This is a genomic window from Acinetobacter sp. YH12046 (assembly GCF_013419905.1).
In the GTDB taxonomy this organism is placed as follows: Bacteria; Pseudomonadota; Gammaproteobacteria; order Pseudomonadales; family Moraxellaceae; genus Acinetobacter.
The window spans coordinates 36,774-54,656 of the sequence record NZ_VOZF01000004.1; the positions used below are offsets into that span (position 1 = coordinate 36,774).

Consider the following 17,883-nt stretch of genomic DNA (forward strand, 5'->3'; position numbering starts at 1 on the left):
ATAACTATTCACCACCAGAATTAAATGGTAAATATTCAAACCAACGTTTCGGTACTAATTTATCCGACACCACATACTCTGGAGGTGCTGGGCTAACATCTTTATTGAAAATAAGGGTTCTATGATTCACCTGAGTCCGACCTGCACCAAATGTCAAACCAATAATACCAGCCCCCAATTCAGCAATTTTTTCCGGATTACTTGATGAAGTGGCTCCAAAACAAGTTTTATCACCGTATGGCAGACAGAATTTATATGCGATACTTTTTCCTGTTACACCACCCGTACAATCATCTGCTCCACCCTCTTCTTTCGCTGTACTCGCATCTGGATTGAACACTGAATAATACAGGTCATTATCGATTGCAATTCCTTCCTCTATACCACGTAATTGTTTCCCATCTGACTTAGGCATTGGAAAAAACCAGCCTTTATGAGTACCTTTATTAAAGCTACCAGTACCACTTATATCGTGCATCGAATCTACGGTAATTAATGTAGGAGTACCTATTGGACTAGACGTCACAGTATCATCCTTAATTGCAACAACATAATCTTGAGGATAAGACGTGCCCGTGTCTAATGGACTACTACGATCTCCTGAAGCCAATGTCACCATTGCAAAACGTTTGCCGTTGTCATCTTTATGAATTGTAAATGTTGGAGCCTCATAGAAACGTCTTGGAGATTTACCAGTGGTATTTAGGTCTGCTATTTTGTTTGCTTGATATACTAGGTTACTACTCGCCGCACTTGAACCCAACTTTGAATTAAAATCAATACGGAAAACCTGTCCACCCAAATCACCCACATACAAGTGATCTGTAATACCATCACCATTACGGTCGACCGCTTTCACACGTGATGGAATACTATGTGTCATTGCTTTAATTTCTTTAGACTCAATAGCACCACCTTTAGAAGTAGCATCACTACTTCCCCACCACAACAAAGTACCCGCTTTGGTATTAGTATCCAAATCTTCAGCAGCAAAGATATAGATTCCATTTCCTTTAACAGTTCCACTTAATTCAGTGTTACTCAGCTGTTTTTCATATAAGCGATCATAGCCACCACCTACAATCATGGCTAACTTTTTCTGACCTTTCCAAGGAATATAAGTGATGACTGGTTTTGACCAACTTTCTCCCATATAAGACAAAGCTCCAGTCGTATGATCATCCGGTTTAATAGCAAATAGAAGTTTTGGTTTTCCAGAGGTCTTGCCCAAATTAGTTAAATCCAGTGCATAATAACTTCTACCACCCATACGTAGACCACCATAAGCATATTGCTTTTTAGCAGTCATAATTTCTTTATCACCTTCAAAGCTATACTCGTATTCAGTATGGGCTACCCATGGTCCATCTACACCATAAAAGAAATTATCAGTATTTTGTGTTGAAAAACGCCCCATTGCCAAAGATTCTGCAAAACCTTTTTCTTGAGAGTTATTTTGGCGTGTTAAAAACTCGCTTGGTAAGAAGCTAAAGACTTCTTTACCATTATCTGCATTTACAACCTGAACTAGACCTTGTGTCGTCCCTGCTAAAATATAGTCCTCCCGCTCAGAAACACCATATTCACCATCTTTTTCCTCAAAGGTACCTTTTTGCGTCAACATGATTGGCGTTGAGTGAATCACAGATCCCATTTGGAAGTCTTGATTGGCTGTTTTTGTCTGTAAATAGCTTACTTGGTCATTGTATGATTTACTTGCCAATGCATCGAAATCACTTTGGGTGAGTTTTGAATACCCCAATAACCCATATAAATAGTGTTTTTTATTTTCTAAAGTTTCACTACCTTTAAGAACATCGGCCACTGCATGCTTTAAAGCACTGCCATTATTAACCCCAACATCTAAATAAACATTCCGATTAGAACCCAAATTTCCAGATGTGATTAATGGCTTATGATGAACTTTAAGCTTACTTAGTAAACCGCCCCAAGCCATATATACATCATCATCAGAGCTACCCGCACTTTCATACCAATAATCACTTAATTTTTCTTGTATTTTTCCATCTTTAAATACAGGCTTATCTGATTGATCTACAACTGTACCCGTACTAGTTTTAACTTTAAATTTCTTGAGGTTGCCAGCCCATAACTGCTCTTTACCTCCAGCAATTGGTTTAAACATCGGGAAATATGAATAGTTTTGTAATTGTGTTGGATTCAATGCATCCACAGGAATAGTATTGGTTCCCATGGTAGAACCTTCGATTTCCACAGAAACATCATCAACAAATTGTTCAATACTTTTTACAAGATCCTGTGTTGATTGAGCATTATAAAATCCACCATTTCCATTGCTCTGTGCTTTTTCTCCCCACTTACATAATGACTTATGATCATTTTTAGTTAATGAGTCACATTTGAAGAATCCCCCATTTCCTCCACTTTCTTTTAAGTCATATCCTCCACCAAACCCTACTGTTGCTGTTAATACACCATTCACCGTCCTTTTAGAAGCGGCATTAGTATGGATATTTGACCAATAATTATTACCAGCACTACTAGGCTCCCCATCGGTCAAGAAATATATCCCTTGACCTAAACAGCTTTGTTTGGCATTTACAGCAGTTTTATCAAACAGCCCCCTGGAAACTTCATAAGCTTGCGAAATTGGAGTCCCACCAAATGCTTTTAATTTGGTAATTTCGGTTAAAAACTTTTGCTTACCCTCTTTATCCATAGCTAAGAATTTTTTTTGGTTTGTTGAGGTTCCAAAATTAATGACAGCACCATTTTGTGTATTATCTGTTAATGGATAATAACCTAAACTATAATTCATATGGGATTGAGTCGTATCACTAGCCACTAACTCAAGTAAACCTTTTTTCATTTTTGCTAGTCTTGTTAAGCACCTATATGTATCTGAACCGGAGCTTTCTGGTTCACAAGATCTTTTAATTTTATTTTTATATTCTTCTTCTACATTTGATGTTCCCATTACACCTAATTCTACTCGACAATAGGCTTCTCCTTGAGGGGCATAAATATATTCATTTCCACCAAATTGAACAGTTAAATTTTCTGGCAAATATTCACCATTGTAAATATAGTAGGTACTATTTTGCTGGAATAATGCCCCCTTACAAGCATATTCATCATTACAAGATTCCACAGATTTAGTCACCAAGTTATCTTTCCAGACATATAAATTAGATCTATCCCCACGTTTAGCATCATAATAATCATCTATTTTATAATCTCCACCACTACCCACGTAATAGTAATTACTTCCATCTTTTTTATAATTCTTCCCGTTTCCATAACTTGTGAAGGTGATCACCTTTATACCTTTATTCGCTGTAAAAGTACTTACCTTTTCAAATCCTCCATAATTAACTTCTTTCGTTTCGCAACTTTGGCCTAGTTTTTTTACTTTATTGTCAGAATCATAGTATTGGTAGTCATCGAATAATGAATAGACCCCCATACTCCCTGAAATATCAAGCATGAAATGTACATCGATATTTCCAGTACCACCCGCCTGATAAATATCAATATCGGACGCTGAGATTTGAGTAGGAATACCACTTACAATTAAAACTGTCACTGATGCAGATAAAGCCGATACTTTAAATTGCATCCATTTTTTTTTCATCTGTGTGCTAATTTTCATAACGGCTCTCCTAAGAGCTTGCTGGAGCAGAATATTTTTTAATGAATTGACCCAAATTATATTCTGCAACTTGAGTCTTGAATGGAACACTTGCACCGCTCAAACATTTTGAAACCGTCTGCAAGTCAGAATCTGGATCATCGATATAACTTAAGTTCTGCATACAATTATTTATGGTGGTATCCGTTGCAGAGCTAAGTACTGGCATAACAGTAGTTGAGCTTACAACCACACGTAATGTGTCCTCTAATTTTCCTGTTTCAGCATCTGTCCCGATTTGATAATGCGCAAATGGCTCATCCTCTGAATAACCTGATATACGCACAGCGATTTGAGTCATTGCAGCACCACGACCACTTACAAAGTCAGACTTAGAAGAATCAACTTGGCAGAACCCCATATTTGAAGAGCCCCCAATATGCTCTTTTTTCACTGTTTCAGAACCACTTTCAAGTTCTGAATAAATTAGACTTGCCTTACCAAGTTGATAGAATTTCGTAGAACTTCCACGATAGCAAAGTACTAATTCTTTATTACGATTATCAGCCATTTTAGGGAATCCAAATAATCCCATTCCAACCAATTGCTTCTTAATAAAATCTAAATTTTCAATATAATAAAAAGAGGCATCATTATTTTGGTCCATAATGTTATTCACTTGGCTATTGGTCGCAATTCTTAGACCAAACATACCGCCACGCATGGCCATAGCACCAATGATCGTTAGTAAAATAACAACCACCATAACCACAATAATTGTTGAACCTTGCTGATTGACTTTGTTCATAACTCTTCCCCCAGTCCATTACGAAGCGCAATCGTACGTTCAACTGGAATCCAAACATATTTTGTTTTTACTGTACTTGGCTTAGTGATTGTGTAAGGTTTACCTAATATATTGTGCTTTAACTTTTCTTCTGAATTGCCACTAATACTATCTAAGGAGCGGGATAATATCCCAATCTGTAAAGAAACTGCTTTAGATGTATTAGGTTCGTCAGCAAATTCACCTAAAGTTTTATATGACAAATTATTATCTTTATCTTTAACACCTATACGCACTTTAAAAAGATCAACTCCTTTCATAATAATTTGACCTTTACCATCTAAGCTAGATAACGCAACACCCTCTTTATATTTTCCTGCATCACATGCTAAAACATAATCATGTGTCGCGCCGTTATCATCACGTCTTACAAAGTAGCGTTGAACAACAACATCATTTGCACTGATCGTATTTCCTTCACAATCATATTCTTTGGATGGGTCAGGTTTGTATTGAATCACCAACACATCACTCGTGGTGCTTACAAAATCTGAGGCTGACCCTGTACCGGATACGGTTGTACTCGTTGTTGCACCATTCAGATAATTGGCACTTTTTACAACAAGTCCAGAGACTTGGCTTGGTTTTATTTCACTAAACCTTAAATTAAGATTAGCCAGCTTGATATCATCGGCAACGTAATTGATACCTATGTTTGCATTATCTTGTAGACCTTGAATAGACTCCTGAAAGGCTAAACTACGTTGCCCAGAAATTAGCATCTGAAACGCAGCACCAACGATAATCAAGCCAAGTACAAGTGACACCATAAGCTCAATAAGCGTGAAGCCCTGATGAGATTTATTCATTGAATGCCTCCACCACTACACACTTGGCATCAGACTTATATGCAAATTTAGCAGTTTCAGTGCAAGAACCAGGCTTAGCATCTGTCTCGCCCCAAGCAACATAAATACATTGACGCCCATTTGTCGTTTCTGGACATTTATAGACTCCTATATTCATACCTCTAGCGGCTGCCAACTCATGCATTTCATTCCAATCCTTACCTGCAAATGTATCTCCAGAACATGACCCTTTAAAACAATTCGTATAAGAGGTACGACTCACATACATCCGCTCAGATAAATTCCGAGCTATATTGACAGCTTCAACACGACTTAAAGATTCGGATGCCATTTCCAAGGTTCGATATTGCAAGGCAACAAATCCCATAGCAGCGATTGCAAGAATGACTAAAGAAGTAATAATTTCAATTAAGCCCACACCTTTTTGACTACTTATCATTCACTCAACCTCAAGAACAACTGTTACTAGTTGAAAGTATTCCCAATTTTTCTATTTTTAATGCTTTAGTTCGCTCCCCATCAATATCAGAAATACTCAAACATGATCCCTCAGAAGTGTCAGCCAAACCATTACTGTAAAAAGTTATTTTTTTATTCTTCATATTAAAATTAAATTTAGAACTATCTACATCAACAAAAATTGTATTAGATGCACCCGAACTTGATGCACTAAACACAACTGTCATAGGTTTATTTTGCAAACGTGCCTCTGTACGCGCCTCTGTGAGTGCCAATTTAATTTTATTTTCCTGTTCTTTTAACTGTTGGTTCTTTCTAAAATCATTCATAGAAGGAGCAGCTATACTTGCAACAATCGCCAATACAGCAATCGTCACCATCAGCTCAATTAAGGTAAATCCTTTTTCTTTCTGCATGCGCTCCCCCAAGCTAAAACTTCTACCCAGTTAAAATAATACCCATGAAAGTTACAAAACCCACACAGAGCAGATAAATGGCATAAAAAAACAGATAACTGTCATATTATAGCTATCTGCTTATTTTTTAATAAAAAATAAATTGTTAAATAGTTAACAATTTAAGCCTGTGTTACAGGAATACGTAACTCTTTTGGCAGACTAAATGTAATATTCTCTTCTCGCCCATCCAGCTCTTTGGGTGCCTGTGCACCCCAATCCTGTAAACGCTGAATCACCTGCTTAATTAAAATTTCCGGGGCGGAAGCACCTGCGGTTACCCCAATTTTAGAAATATTGGTAAACCATTCCTGCTTGAGCTCATCTGCATTATCAACCAAATAGGCTGCTTTACCCATACGTTCCGCCAGTTCGCGCAAGCGATTTGAATTGGATGAATTCGGTGATCCTACAACCAACACAACATCACAACGTGCAGCTAAATCACGTACAGCATCCTGACGGTTTTGTGTCGCATAGCAAATATCATCCTTGCGTGGGCCTTGAATATTCGGAAATTTTCTGCGAAGCGCATCAATGACTTTCGCTGTATCGTCAATCGACAAAGTCGTTTGGGTCACAAAAGCGACTTTCTCAGGATTACGAACTGTTAAAGCAGCGACGTCATCTTCATCTTCGACCAGATAAATGTCACCGCCATTATTTTTATCATATTGCCCCATAGTGCCTTCAACTTCTGGGTGACCCTCATGACCAATCAGAATCGCTTCTACTCCCTCACGGGCATATTTGGTCACTTCAATATGTACTTTAGTGACCAATGGACAGGTCGCATCAAAAACTTTTAAACCTCGGCGTTCGGCTTCCTGCTGCACAGCCTTAGACACCCCATGTGCACTAAAAATCACGATATTGTCATCTGGAACTTCATCTAGCTCATCGACAAAGATCGCACCGCGCTGACGTAAGTCATCAACCACAAATTTGTTATGCACCACTTCATGACGCACATAAATGGGTGGATTAAAGCATTCTAGGGCACGGTTCACGATCGCAATGGCACGATCCACACCGGCACAGAAACCACGCGGGTTAGCTAAAACAATTTCCATAGAAATCCTCAATACTCACTCAATTTATGGCGCTACAATTGAAATAAATGTAAAACAATCGACGTACAACTATTTAGTTTAAAGCCGGTCTACTCTAAAATAGAGAAGATATTTTATCATATCAGGAAAAATATCATGTCGGGTCTCTTGTTTGTCGTTTCTGCAGCGTCTGGAACGGGCAAAACATCCCTCGTTAAAGCATTACTTGAACGCGTCAACAATCTTCATGTTTCTGTTTCTCATACGACACGCGGTCAACGACCTGGCGAACTCGATGGCGTACATTATCATTTCTCGACTAAAGAAGACTTTTTAAACCTGGTCGAGGAAGGTGGTTTTATTGAATATGCCGAAGTCTTTGGTAATTATTACGGCACAGCACAAGCGACTGTAAAAGAACAACTTGCTAAAGGTCATGATGTACTACTTGAAATTGACTGGCAAGGTGCACAACAAGTCCGTCGACTTTTTCCTGAATCTAAACAGATTTTCATTCTTCCGCCAAGCCAGTTTGATTTGCGTCAGCGTCTTTCCAACCGTGGTACAGACTCTGTTGAAGTGATTGAACACCGTCTTAGCTGTGCAGTCGAAGACATGCAGCAGTATGTCAACTTTGATTATGTCATTATCAATGATGACTTTAATAAAGCATTACATGATCTTGAGTCTGTGATTATTGCCAATCGACTGGTGCTTTCCCAGCAAGCGTCCCGCCATGAAAAACTGATCCAGGCTTTAATTACTCCAAGCGAACAGTGATTAAAACTTGAGTCTCCAGACAAAGCATTTTATACTGTGCAGTCTGTTGAAATTTACTATTCAAAACGAGAATTCTTATGGCACGCGTAACCGTTGAAGATTGTTTAGACCATGTAGACAACCGCTTTGAGCTTGTACTAGTGGCAAGCAAACGCGCGCGTCAATTGGCACGTCAAGGCATTGAACCAACTGTAGAATGGGACAATGACAAACCGACTGTAGTTGCTTTACGTGAAATCGCTGCAGGTCATGTATCAAAAGATATTTTGAAACAACGTGATCAAGATTATCAAACTTCTAGTTTAGACCTTGCTCTTTCTGCAAATAATCTAAATTTAGATGGTTTTTCTTTCCAATAAGAATAAACCATTCCAAAAAGCCTAGTTTTAAACTAGGCTTTTTTTGTTCTGTGACTTTTATATTTTGCGCAGAACGGTTATAACATAAGGGTTAGCTCTAAAGTCAGTATAAATTTTTCACTTGTTGATATGAAAAAACTGACCCACTTTATGTTATACATTTCATACGAGCTTTCTCTGTTTTATTTGTTAAAAAATCCAGTTTTAAAGGTGTTTTATGCCAGGCCCACAGGTCAGTGAAGCTAAGCAACAGTTAAAAATCATCATCGACGCGTACTTAAGTGAAAGCGATGTCGAACGTGTGCTTGCGGCCTGTGATTATGCCGATATTGCCCATGATGGCATTACCCGTAAAAGTGGTGAACCTTATATTCTGCACCCTATCGCGGTGAGCTGTATTCTGGCCCATATGCGTCTGGATACTGAAACCTTAATGGCAGCGCTGCTGCATGATGTCATTGAAGATACCGACTTCAATAAAGATGACATTACTGAAAAATTTGGCAGCACGGTTGCAGAGCTGGTTGATGGGGTCACCAAACTCAGCCACTCCAGCGATAAAGAATATAATAAAGCGGCCTCTTTCCGTAAAATCCTGCAAGCAACTTTACAGGATCCACGTGTCATTATTGTGAAACTGGCAGATCGCTATCACAACATGACTACGCTGGAAGCGCTACGCCCGGATAAACGTGCCCGTATTGCGCGTGAAACCTTTGAAATTTTTGTTCCGATGGCACGCTTGGTCGGCATGAATGAAATGGCTGATAATCTGGAACATCTTTGTTATCAGAATCTGGATCTGGATATGTACAATGATGTCCAGGCTGCCCTTTTAGAAACCAAGCCTAAACGTTGTGAATATCAGGCCAAATGGGAACAGAAACTTAACGAACTACTACAGCAATATGCCATTGAAGGCCGGGTTAAAAAGAAAAATAATAATATCGAACTATTACGCCATTTTGTAAAAAATGATATTGATCTGCAGGAACTTACACATAGCCACGCATTTGAAATTATCTTACAGAGCATTGCCGACTGTGACCGTCTCGCAGATATTCTGACTGAGAGTTTTACAGTTCAAAATTATCAGGACAATATTCGTCGCCCCCTTCCAGGCGGCAACCAGTCTTTAACCATGCGCTTAAAAGGCGAAAAGACTACTTTATCGCTAACTATTCAAACTGAACTGATGCGTAAAGCTGCACGCTTTGGCGTCGTACTTGGTGAAAATGCCCCTCAAGCCTGTCGCTCTGCCATTCAAGCATCCATGCAAAATCTGAACGTACTGGTTGATGGTGAATGCGCCAAAACTACGTTCAGCGAATTACTGGATTATTTGCATCAGGAAAAAATTTGGGTTTATACCCCTCACGGTCATCTGCATGAATTACCGCAAGGTGCGACTGCAGTTGATTTTGCCTATGCTGCCAGCCTGTTCCTGGGTAACCACGCTATTGGCGCTAAAATTAATGGTGAAACCAAACCGCTTTCTACGCCATTATTGAGTGGTCAGGTCGTTGAAGTTATCACTGATGTTCTTGCAACCCCAAACCCGGACTGGCTCAGTTTTATTAACACCCAAAAAGCCCGTCGCGCGATTCAGAATATCCTGCGCGATCAAGACATTGATGAACAGCGCCTTGTGGGTCAACAGGCCCTCAACCGTGCCTTAAAACTTTTCCAGTGTTCTATTCTCGATCTGACCGACGCTGACTGGAAAAATGTACTGGAATGGCGTCATGTTCCCACTAAAGAGCAACTATTTGAACAGATTGCTGTAGGTGACTTATTACCACAACTGGTCGCCAACCATTTATTCGCACATGACCAGCATCAAAATGCGAATAGTTCAGGTCGTCTTATTCAGGGTACAGAAGGTGTAGATGTTAAATACGCACATTGCTGCAACCCGGTACTTGGTGATCCAATTCAAGGTCATCTGACTCGTCGTGGCCTAATTGTACATCGTGCCCGTTGCCATAATTTATTGCAGGAACAACATATGCATCCTGAAAATATTATGCCTCTACAATGGACGACTGAAGATCTGGATGATGTCAGCTTTACTGCCTATCTCTGTATTGATCAGGCCATGGACGATGAACAGATTTCCGATCTGATTTATCAATGTCGTAAAGGCCATACAGGTGTAGAGATGGTGCGTAATTATGATGGCAAAACTTATGTAAATATTGTGGTGCATAACCGTAAACAGATTGCCAAGATTATTCGTGATTTACGCATGCATTTTGGTTTTCCACGTATTACCCGCTTAGAACAACCGCTCAATATTGCTGAAACCTCTAAAGCCAGTTAATCATTTAAAACGATAATGCTTTTGTCAGTTGAATTGATCTAATATGATGTATGTTGATGTTGACATCCTCCAGCTAAAGCAAGCGGATTCCTACTGCTAGACGCTCATGCCCAAGCGCAAGTATGTTCTTAGCGGAATTTAAATCACGATGATTTATACTTCCACACTCACATTCCCATACTCTTATTCGCAAATCTGTTCTACCTTTGGGACTGCTAGAGGTGATTTCACCGCAGCACGAACAGATTTGGGTTGTGAATTTCTCACTGACTTCCTCAAACAATACCCCTGCGTTCTCGCATTTATACTTGAGCATTGTTTTCAGTGCTGAAAATCCTGTGTCCAAAACAGATTTCGCCATCTTGGTTTTTACAAGTTTGCTCGCACTTAAGTCACCTACAACAATCAGTGCATTTTCTTTCACAAGCAGAGTGCTTGCTTTATGCAAATGGTCTTTACGACAATTGGCAATTTTAGCGTGTAATGCACGTACACGTTTTTTATTTCTTGCTCTTTGAGCAATCCCTAATTTCTGCTCGTAATTACGGTAAAACTTAGGATTTGAAATTACAGTACCATCTGAGCAGGTGGCAACGTCTTTTAGACCAAGATCAATACCAATCGCTTTAGTTGCCGTTGGTTTGTCTTGTTTAGGTGAGTCCACAACAAGACACACATACCAGCGCCCACGACTATCCTCAATGAATGAGTCTGTTCTCACGCTGTATTTACTTATGCCGTAGCTATCCCATAGCTTAAATTTCTGCTTGCCGTATTGCACATATCCATCAGCATATTTAATCGCTACTTTTTTAAATGGTATCCAACCAAGCGAACGTCTTGCTGACTTCCTGTTACTCACACGCCATTTCAGCTTTGCTTTCTTGTGTTGTCTTCTTTTATCAACATATTCTTCTGTTATCCCTTGCACTGTTTGACTATGCAAACCACACAATTTTGAAGTTCCTTTTGTGTATTGAGTCATATCAAATGCTGAGAAAAAGTCACCTGTTCTTTTCAGGTGTTTGAAACTCAAATCATTCACATAATTCCAAACAAAGTTCACCTCAGATGCTAATTGGTCTAGCACCTTGCAATGTTTGTCTTTTATGCGTAATTTAAGTGTTTTCATGAGCTTATTTTAGATCATGTTAAATTAAAGGTGTTGATTTTAAAAAATTCAACGACATTTTATGTCGTATCGCTTATATCTCTGCCCTGAAGGACAGAGTTTTACGCTCCATTTGATAAAAGGAGAAATTAATGTTCCGCCAAGTAATCCATACTGAAAATGCCCCTGCTGCCATTGGCACCTATTCGCAAGCCATTCTTGTGGGCGATACCCTGTATCTATCTGGTCAAATAGGTTTAGATCCATACAGCATGGAACTGGTTGAAGGCATTGAAGCACAGATTCGCCGTGTATTCGATAATTTAAAAGCCGTCTGCGAAGCGGCCGGTGGCTCTCTGGCAGACATCGCCAAACTGAATATTTATCTGACTGATTTATCGCACTTCCAGCTGGTGAATCAGATTATGGGTGAATATTTTGCCCAGCCTTATCCAGCACGTGCAGCACTCGGTGTTGCCAGCCTACCGAAAGATGCTCTGGTCGAGATGGATGGCGTAGTCATCATTCAGCAATAATTTTTAAAATTTATGTAACACCTAAGCTTCTATATTTCGTTTGCAATCATGAATCACTCAAGCAAAAACCCGAGCAATAATCGGATTTTTGCTTGAGTGATATTTTTTTATCTAAATCACCAATCACAATAAAAGCTATTTCAAATGATCTTTATTGACAAACGATAACAATTATCAATAATATCTCTTATCTTATTTATTCACTGTGGTTGTATCCTATGTACGTTTGTCTATGCCGTGGCATTACAGATCAAGACATTAAAGATGCTATTGCAAATGGCGCCGAAAGTTACCGTGATGTACGCGAAATGCTTGATCTAGGGACGTGTTGTGGTCGTTGTGCTCCTGAAGCCCGTATGATCATCAGTGATGAAATTTCCCAGATTGCTGCACGGCTAGCGGTTGCTGCCTAAAGCGGATAACGATAATTATAAAATCAATGGTCTCGTATCATTACTCCTCCCCCGCCTCTGACTCTGGCGGGTTTTTATTGCTTTATATTTCACCTGAAGCTTTTTGATTGCGATTTTCATTTGCAGTTCAATAAATTACTCGCCATTGCTCGCTCGATTGATTTAAGATAAGTTAATCAAAAACCCATAGCGATGAATGGGTTAACAGGCTATATGGAGTGATACGATGAAAGGCAATCGTGATGTAATTAATCAGCTGAACCAGGTGTTGTATCACCACCTTACAGCGATTAACCAGTATTTCCTGCATTCACGCATGTTTAATGACTGGGGCATTGAGAAACTGGGCTCGGCAGAATATAAAGAATCCATTGTTCAGATGAAGCATGCCGATAAAATTATTGAACGTATTCTATTCCTAGAAGGTCTACCGAATCTGCAGCACCTAGGTAAACTGTATATTGGTCAGCACACACAAGAAGTACTGCAATGTGATGTGCGCAAAGTCAAAGAGAATATTGAAACTATTCAACAGGCCGTTGCTTTAGCTGAGACTCAAATGGATTATGTCACTCGTGATCTCGTTCAGGAAATTCTGGAAAAAGAAGAAGAATATCTAGACTGGACCACGACGCAAATCGACCTGATTGAAAGTGTGGGTATCGAAAACTATATTCAAAGTCAGCTCTAAGCTTCGATTTAAAATCAAAAAGCCAGCAGATGCTGGCTTTTTTGTACTTATTAGTGCGGCATGTCCCGAGTCACCTCTGCATAGCTCAGTTCAGTTTTCTGAATCGTATTTAAACGCTGCAGTTGATGCTGTGCTTCATTTATATAACCGTTATACGCCAATAAACGAATATATTTTAAAAAGTTGTATTTGGTTGGATAGCTCACCACCAACTTTTCATATTGATGAATTTCATCTTCGCTCATTTTGCGATAAGGATTGACTCGAATCCAGTCAATGCGGTGATTAAACTCGGTCAGCAGATAGATCGGCTTTTGATTGGTGATGTTTTCAGGCTGCATTTCATAGCGAATACTTTGTCCAAGTTTTGGCACAGCAACATCATAATCGCGATAAATCAAAATTAATAAAAGTAACCCAACAACAAAAATGAATTTCATGCCGATTGATGGCATAACTATTATTTTAATTTTTAGATTTTGCGCCAAAACTGTACCCAGAATAAAACCGACTGGCAGCAGGAAATAGGCATAGTGCTGCGGAAACTCAAACATGGCATGAGTAAGAAAAGCTCCAATCATCAAAATACCAATGACCGACTCAGGAGTTTTCACCCATCTTTGTAGCTGATAACCTAAATAGCCGAAATAGGCTAAAAAAGGCAGACCAACAATCAGCCCATTCCATAGTAAGAAATCAATAATAAAATTATGTGCACTACGAACCCAGACCGGGCCTTGCACGGTATCGCTAATCGAGACAAACGCTACACTGGTCTGATACCAGCCATAGCCCCACCATGGCTCTGCCTGAATCGCGGCCAGCATTTGCTGCCAGATGGCGAGTCGTGACATATCGCCTGTAGCACGGGAGACAACATCACGGCTCTGTACTACCTGGGCATCCATAAGTTGGGTCGCCAATTGACTTAGCAATGGAAAAGCGACAATGCAGGAAACAAAAAAGATGAACCATGCTGTGCTGTAATACCATTTCAGACGAATAATGCCTTTATATTGGTAGAACGCCAGATACAACATGATCGCGATCGCAGCCACCCATGCAGTACGTGACTGGCTTAAAGCCACACCCATGACAATTATTGCCGCACATGAAAATAGCCATTTGGTCTGGATTTTTTTCTTTTCATACAGATAAAGGCAGCTTATCAAGGCCATGACTAAGAAAGTCGCCATATTATTCGGCTGTGCAAAGTTAGCATATGGTCGTGTTGTCCCACTAATATTCACCATCCCCGGTAATACCGAATCCAGATTAGACCACTGACACAATGCGATTAAACCAGTAATCGTTCCAGAAGCAAGGAATACATAACTGAGATTGGTAAAAGTTTCTTCCCGGCTAAACTGCCCTGTTGAAAAGTTATATCCTAATACACTAGCCAGCCAGAAGCTCAACACATAGAGAGCCCCTATCATAGCAACACTAAAGAAAAATACCTGTTCTGCCAGAAATTGAACTACAGGGATACAAGCAAGTAATAATAAAGGCAAGCTGATCACAGGCAATTTAATTTTTTCTTTTAGGACGATTGCTGCGAGAGCTAATAAAGTAAAAAAGGAGTAAAGTTCGCCGGTATAGGTGACCCATGGGCGGTAATGCACAGGCATCAGCCAAGCGAGCGAAATAAGAATTGCTGCGATGAGAGCGAGCGTGAATTTCATGAGAGTTTCAAGAAAAAAGAATTTGGCACATAATAATCAAAAAGCACAACAATTGGTAATCTGCTTTTTTAAGTTCAAAGAATACCCTTAATTATAAAGATAAAACTATAACTTTATCCTTATCCTTTTTAAGGAATAAAATTAGATATTTTCTAAAATAAATAATTACTCTTAGGTATACATCAGCTAAATTATTTTAAAATACTTTTCTACACTTTTAAATAATATGCAACTATCTTTTTAATTTTAAAAAAACATGCTTGTTAATCCAAAAAAAATACTGATCTCATTTATAAAAATTGAATAATTTTTCTTATATTTTATATTTTATATTTTATATTTAAAATAATAAAAATATTAATTTACATCATTAAAAAACAAAACTCAAAACTATAATTATATAAAAATGACAACTTATTTACCCATCAATAATAATTTTTAAATAAATCAGCAGGAAGTACAAAATAATAATATAATCTTATTGACCAAACTACACCATGTTAAATTTGAGAACTTAAATCAAAAATGAGTATATAAAAACAAATAGATCAACCATGTTTTAATAATTAAAATTAACCACAAATAATAATACCATTGATCTTTTTCTAAGTCTATCCAAGTAAAATTACCTGCTTGGTATAGTAAAATTTTATATATAAATGAAGGATAACATATAATATACATTATTCAACTTTAATACTAGACTTCCGTCATAAATCAAAAAACGTACAATTTATTTGATCTTAAATTAATCAGCAAAATTATTTAATTCAAGGGATAATTCTTGGATGAAATTCAAAGATATTCAAAAATTATCAGACGTTAAATTTCGTAGGCTTACCGGTGTTAGTTGGGCTACATTTAACCTCATGTTGGCCGAGCTAAATAAGCATTTACCTTGTCATATTGGTAAAGGACGACCGCATAAATTACCGTTGGAAGATCGTTTGCTCTTATGTATAGAATATTGGAGAGAATATCGAACATTTTTTCATCTTGGTATGAGTTACGGTGTATCTGAAACGAGTGCAATTCGTATCACACGTGTTATTGAAGATACCTTAATCCGTTCTGGAAAATTTAACTTGCCAAAACAACTTCCTAATCGAGATGAAGTGGATTGGGAAGTTGTTGTGATTGATGCAACTGAAATATTAGTTCAACGTCCAAAAAAAACAGAAGAAATGGTATAGCGGTAAAAAAAAGCGACATACCTTTAAATTTCAGCTATCTATGCACTATACAACAGGTGAAATACTGAGTGTATGTGGAAGTCATGGAAGCATGCATGATTTTAAAATATTCAAAAAAAGCATGAGGAAATTAAAATTTAAGCCCTTTTTTATCGTTGATAAGGGGTATTTAGGGATAAAGAAATTGGGTTTTGGATGCCTCATGCCATCTAAAGCAAAGAAAACTGAACAACTAGATTCTGAATTAAAAAAGTTAAATAAAGAGATTGGTCGTAGACGAATTCAAGTAGAGCATGTATTTGGAAGGATGAAATGTTTTAAGATTTTATCTTGTGTATATAGAAATCGTCGTAAACGATTAAACCTGCGGTTTAATTTACTTGCTGGCATATACAATTTAGATTGGGTGAAAGATAAACAATTAAATTGGTTGAAAAATGATTTATGAAGGAAGTCTACTATCATCAATATTCAGTACGTTATTAAAACCAATTCGCGACAAAGACATAATAAAACAAGGTAATTAAAACTCTAAAAATTAAAATAAATAGACAAAACAACAATCAATATTTATTAATAAAAATTAGTTTATGAATTAATAATTATATTAAATAAATAACTCTCTATCTAAAAATTTAAAATACATCTTAACAAAATTACTAGTAAATAAAGCATTCTATGCTGCATAAAATAGAGAATTATTTTTTGATTAAAAAAAATTTACTATCTTTTAGTATAAAATTAAAATAATAAAAAAATCAATTAATTTTATTTTAAAAAAATTCACAATCTAAATTTTTTCTTTTTAAAATAAATATTTTAAGAAAATATAAATACGCAATTAACAAGAATTTGTGATCCAAAAAATATTAAATTGTATTAAATTAGAAAATATTTTATAGGATAAAAATTTACCTATAATTATAAATTTTTTAAAAAGCTTCTCTTATAAAAAAGCCGTCTTTAAGACGACTTTTTTATAATCAGATCACTTAACTTTAATCACCACTAGCTAAAGTACAAGATGCACCTTTCGAGAAATCGCACTGGATTTCACGATCTGTACCATCTTTTGCGGATGTCTTCATAATTGCACTATCAATGGTATCTGCATCTGGCTTATCCGTAAATTCTTCACAGTTTTCTGAGTTAGAAGTCGGCTCATCACCTTCACGGTTTGGATCAGACCAATAGACATACAACTGGTTTGCATAACCTTTAGCTTCTGACAGACATGAACCATCACGAGATTTTTTCGTATAGTTTGAATATGCAGGAATCGCGATAGCAGCCAAAATACCGATAATCGCAACAACGATCATTAATTCAATAAGGGTAAAACCCTTTTGCATAGTTTTCATAACATTCTCCACAAATGTTTTTTGTTTATTTATAAGCCTAAAGAAAAGCTCATTTAGCTTAATTTTATATTTAGCACTAAGTGTGCCAAGTTTTATTATAATAAAATTGAGAGAAAAAACAGTACTTTAAAAAAATATTTTTCTTTTTGTAATTATTATTTTTCATTTTATGCAAATAACTGACAAAAATTGTCAG

Annotated in this window: 16 protein-coding genes and 1 pseudogene; 8 read left to right on the forward strand and 9 right to left on the reverse strand. The window is 37.5% G+C overall.

Going from position 1 to position 17,883, the window contains the following annotated elements:
* Positions 1-4: 4 nt before the first annotated feature.
* The 6 genes from FTU03_RS04335 to ispH form a co-directional block, all read right to left on the reverse strand.
* Positions 5-3,634: a pilus assembly protein gene (locus FTU03_RS04335; protein WP_257225556.1), complete on the reverse strand. Its 3,630-nt coding sequence runs from the start codon at positions 3,632-3,634 to the stop codon at positions 5-7.
* A gap of 10 nt (positions 3,635-3,644) precedes the next feature.
* Entirely contained in the window at positions 3,645-4,421 is a 777-nt protein-coding gene (locus tag FTU03_RS04340) for a hypothetical protein (protein WP_179992163.1), read from the reverse strand.
* Positions 4,418-5,269, reverse strand: coding sequence for a PilW family protein (locus FTU03_RS04345; protein ID WP_179991495.1), 852 nt, complete (start codon positions 5,267-5,269; stop codon positions 4,418-4,420). Before FTU03_RS04345 ends, FTU03_RS04340 begins: the two co-directional genes overlap by 4 nt.
* Positions 5,262-5,708: a prepilin-type N-terminal cleavage/methylation domain-containing protein gene (locus FTU03_RS04350; RefSeq protein WP_179992164.1), complete on the reverse strand. Its 447-nt coding sequence runs from the start codon at positions 5,706-5,708 to the stop codon at positions 5,262-5,264. Before FTU03_RS04350 ends, FTU03_RS04345 begins: the two co-directional genes overlap by 8 nt.
* 10 nt (positions 5,709-5,718) lie before the next feature.
* Positions 5,719-6,144: a Tfp pilus assembly protein FimT/FimU gene (locus tag FTU03_RS16170; protein WP_257225557.1), complete on the reverse strand. Its 426-nt coding sequence runs from the start codon at positions 6,142-6,144 to the stop codon at positions 5,719-5,721.
* A 161-nt stretch (positions 6,145-6,305) separates the two neighbouring features.
* The gene (gene ispH / locus FTU03_RS04360) at positions 6,306-7,256 is read right to left on the reverse strand and encodes a 4-hydroxy-3-methylbut-2-enyl diphosphate reductase (RefSeq protein WP_179992165.1); all 951 of its coding nucleotides are present in this window, start codon (positions 7,254-7,256) and stop codon (positions 6,306-6,308) included.
* A 135-nt stretch (positions 7,257-7,391) separates the two neighbouring features.
* Here ispH and gmk point away from each other — a divergent pair, with 135 nt between their 5' ends.
* The 3 genes from gmk to FTU03_RS04375 all read left to right on the forward strand — a co-directional run bounded on the left by gmk (position 7,392) and on the right by FTU03_RS04375 (position 10,697).
* Positions 7,392-8,015: a guanylate kinase gene (gene gmk, locus FTU03_RS04365; protein WP_179992166.1), complete on the forward strand. Its 624-nt coding sequence runs from the start codon at positions 7,392-7,394 to the stop codon at positions 8,013-8,015.
* Between the two features lie 77 nt (positions 8,016-8,092).
* On the forward strand, positions 8,093-8,374 hold the full coding sequence (rpoZ, locus tag FTU03_RS04370) for a DNA-directed RNA polymerase subunit omega (RefSeq protein ID WP_004650579.1): 282 nt from the start codon (positions 8,093-8,095) through the stop codon (positions 8,372-8,374).
* 217 nt (positions 8,375-8,591) lie between these two features.
* Entirely contained in the window at positions 8,592-10,697 is a 2,106-nt protein-coding gene (locus FTU03_RS04375) for a bifunctional (p)ppGpp synthetase/guanosine-3',5'-bis(diphosphate) 3'-pyrophosphohydrolase (protein ID WP_179992167.1), read from the forward strand.
* A 73-nt stretch (positions 10,698-10,770) separates the two neighbouring features.
* On the opposite strand, the gene FTU03_RS04380 is transcribed toward FTU03_RS04375, so the two are convergent.
* Positions 10,771-11,829, reverse strand: a complete 1,059-nt coding sequence (locus FTU03_RS04380) for an RNA-guided endonuclease TnpB family protein (protein WP_179992168.1) — start codon at positions 11,827-11,829, stop codon at positions 10,771-10,773.
* A gap of 131 nt (positions 11,830-11,960) precedes the next feature.
* Between FTU03_RS04380 and FTU03_RS04385 the strand changes: the two genes are divergently transcribed.
* The 3 genes from FTU03_RS04385 to bfr all read left to right on the forward strand — a co-directional run bounded on the left by FTU03_RS04385 (position 11,961) and on the right by bfr (position 13,448).
* The gene (locus FTU03_RS04385) at positions 11,961-12,344 is read left to right on the forward strand and encodes a RidA family protein (RefSeq protein WP_004787096.1); all 384 of its coding nucleotides are present in this window, start codon (positions 11,961-11,963) and stop codon (positions 12,342-12,344) included.
* Between the two features lie 218 nt (positions 12,345-12,562).
* Complete coding sequence (locus tag FTU03_RS04390) at positions 12,563-12,757, forward strand: bacterioferritin-associated ferredoxin (protein ID WP_004787097.1); 195 nt, start codon at positions 12,563-12,565, stop codon at positions 12,755-12,757.
* Positions 12,758-12,983: 226 nt separating this feature from the next.
* A complete protein-coding gene (bfr, locus tag FTU03_RS04395) occupies positions 12,984-13,448 on the forward strand; it encodes a bacterioferritin (protein ID WP_179992169.1) in 465 nt (154 codons plus the stop codon).
* Between the two features lie 50 nt (positions 13,449-13,498).
* On the opposite strand, the gene FTU03_RS04400 is transcribed toward bfr, so the two are convergent.
* Entirely contained in the window at positions 13,499-15,133 is a 1,635-nt protein-coding gene (locus FTU03_RS04400; protein WP_179992170.1) for a PglL family O-oligosaccharyltransferase, read from the reverse strand.
* Positions 15,134-15,921: 788 nt separating this feature from the next.
* Here FTU03_RS04400 and FTU03_RS04405 point away from each other — a divergent pair.
* Both FTU03_RS04405 and FTU03_RS04410 read left to right on the forward strand, forming a co-directional pair.
* On the forward strand, positions 15,922-16,326 hold the full coding sequence (locus tag FTU03_RS04405; RefSeq protein ID WP_004783114.1) for a transposase family protein: 405 nt from the start codon (positions 15,922-15,924) through the stop codon (positions 16,324-16,326).
* 37 nt (positions 16,327-16,363) lie between these two features.
* Positions 16,364-16,774 (forward strand): annotated as a pseudogene (locus tag FTU03_RS04410) (transposase family protein); the annotation flags it as partial.
* 550 nt (positions 16,775-17,324) lie between these two features.
* On the opposite strand, the gene FTU03_RS16300 reads toward FTU03_RS04410, so the two are convergent.
* Entirely contained in the window at positions 17,325-17,678 is a 354-nt protein-coding gene (locus FTU03_RS16300; RefSeq protein WP_306669516.1) for a prepilin-type N-terminal cleavage/methylation domain-containing protein, read from the reverse strand.
* Positions 17,679-17,883: the final 205 nt, after the last annotated feature.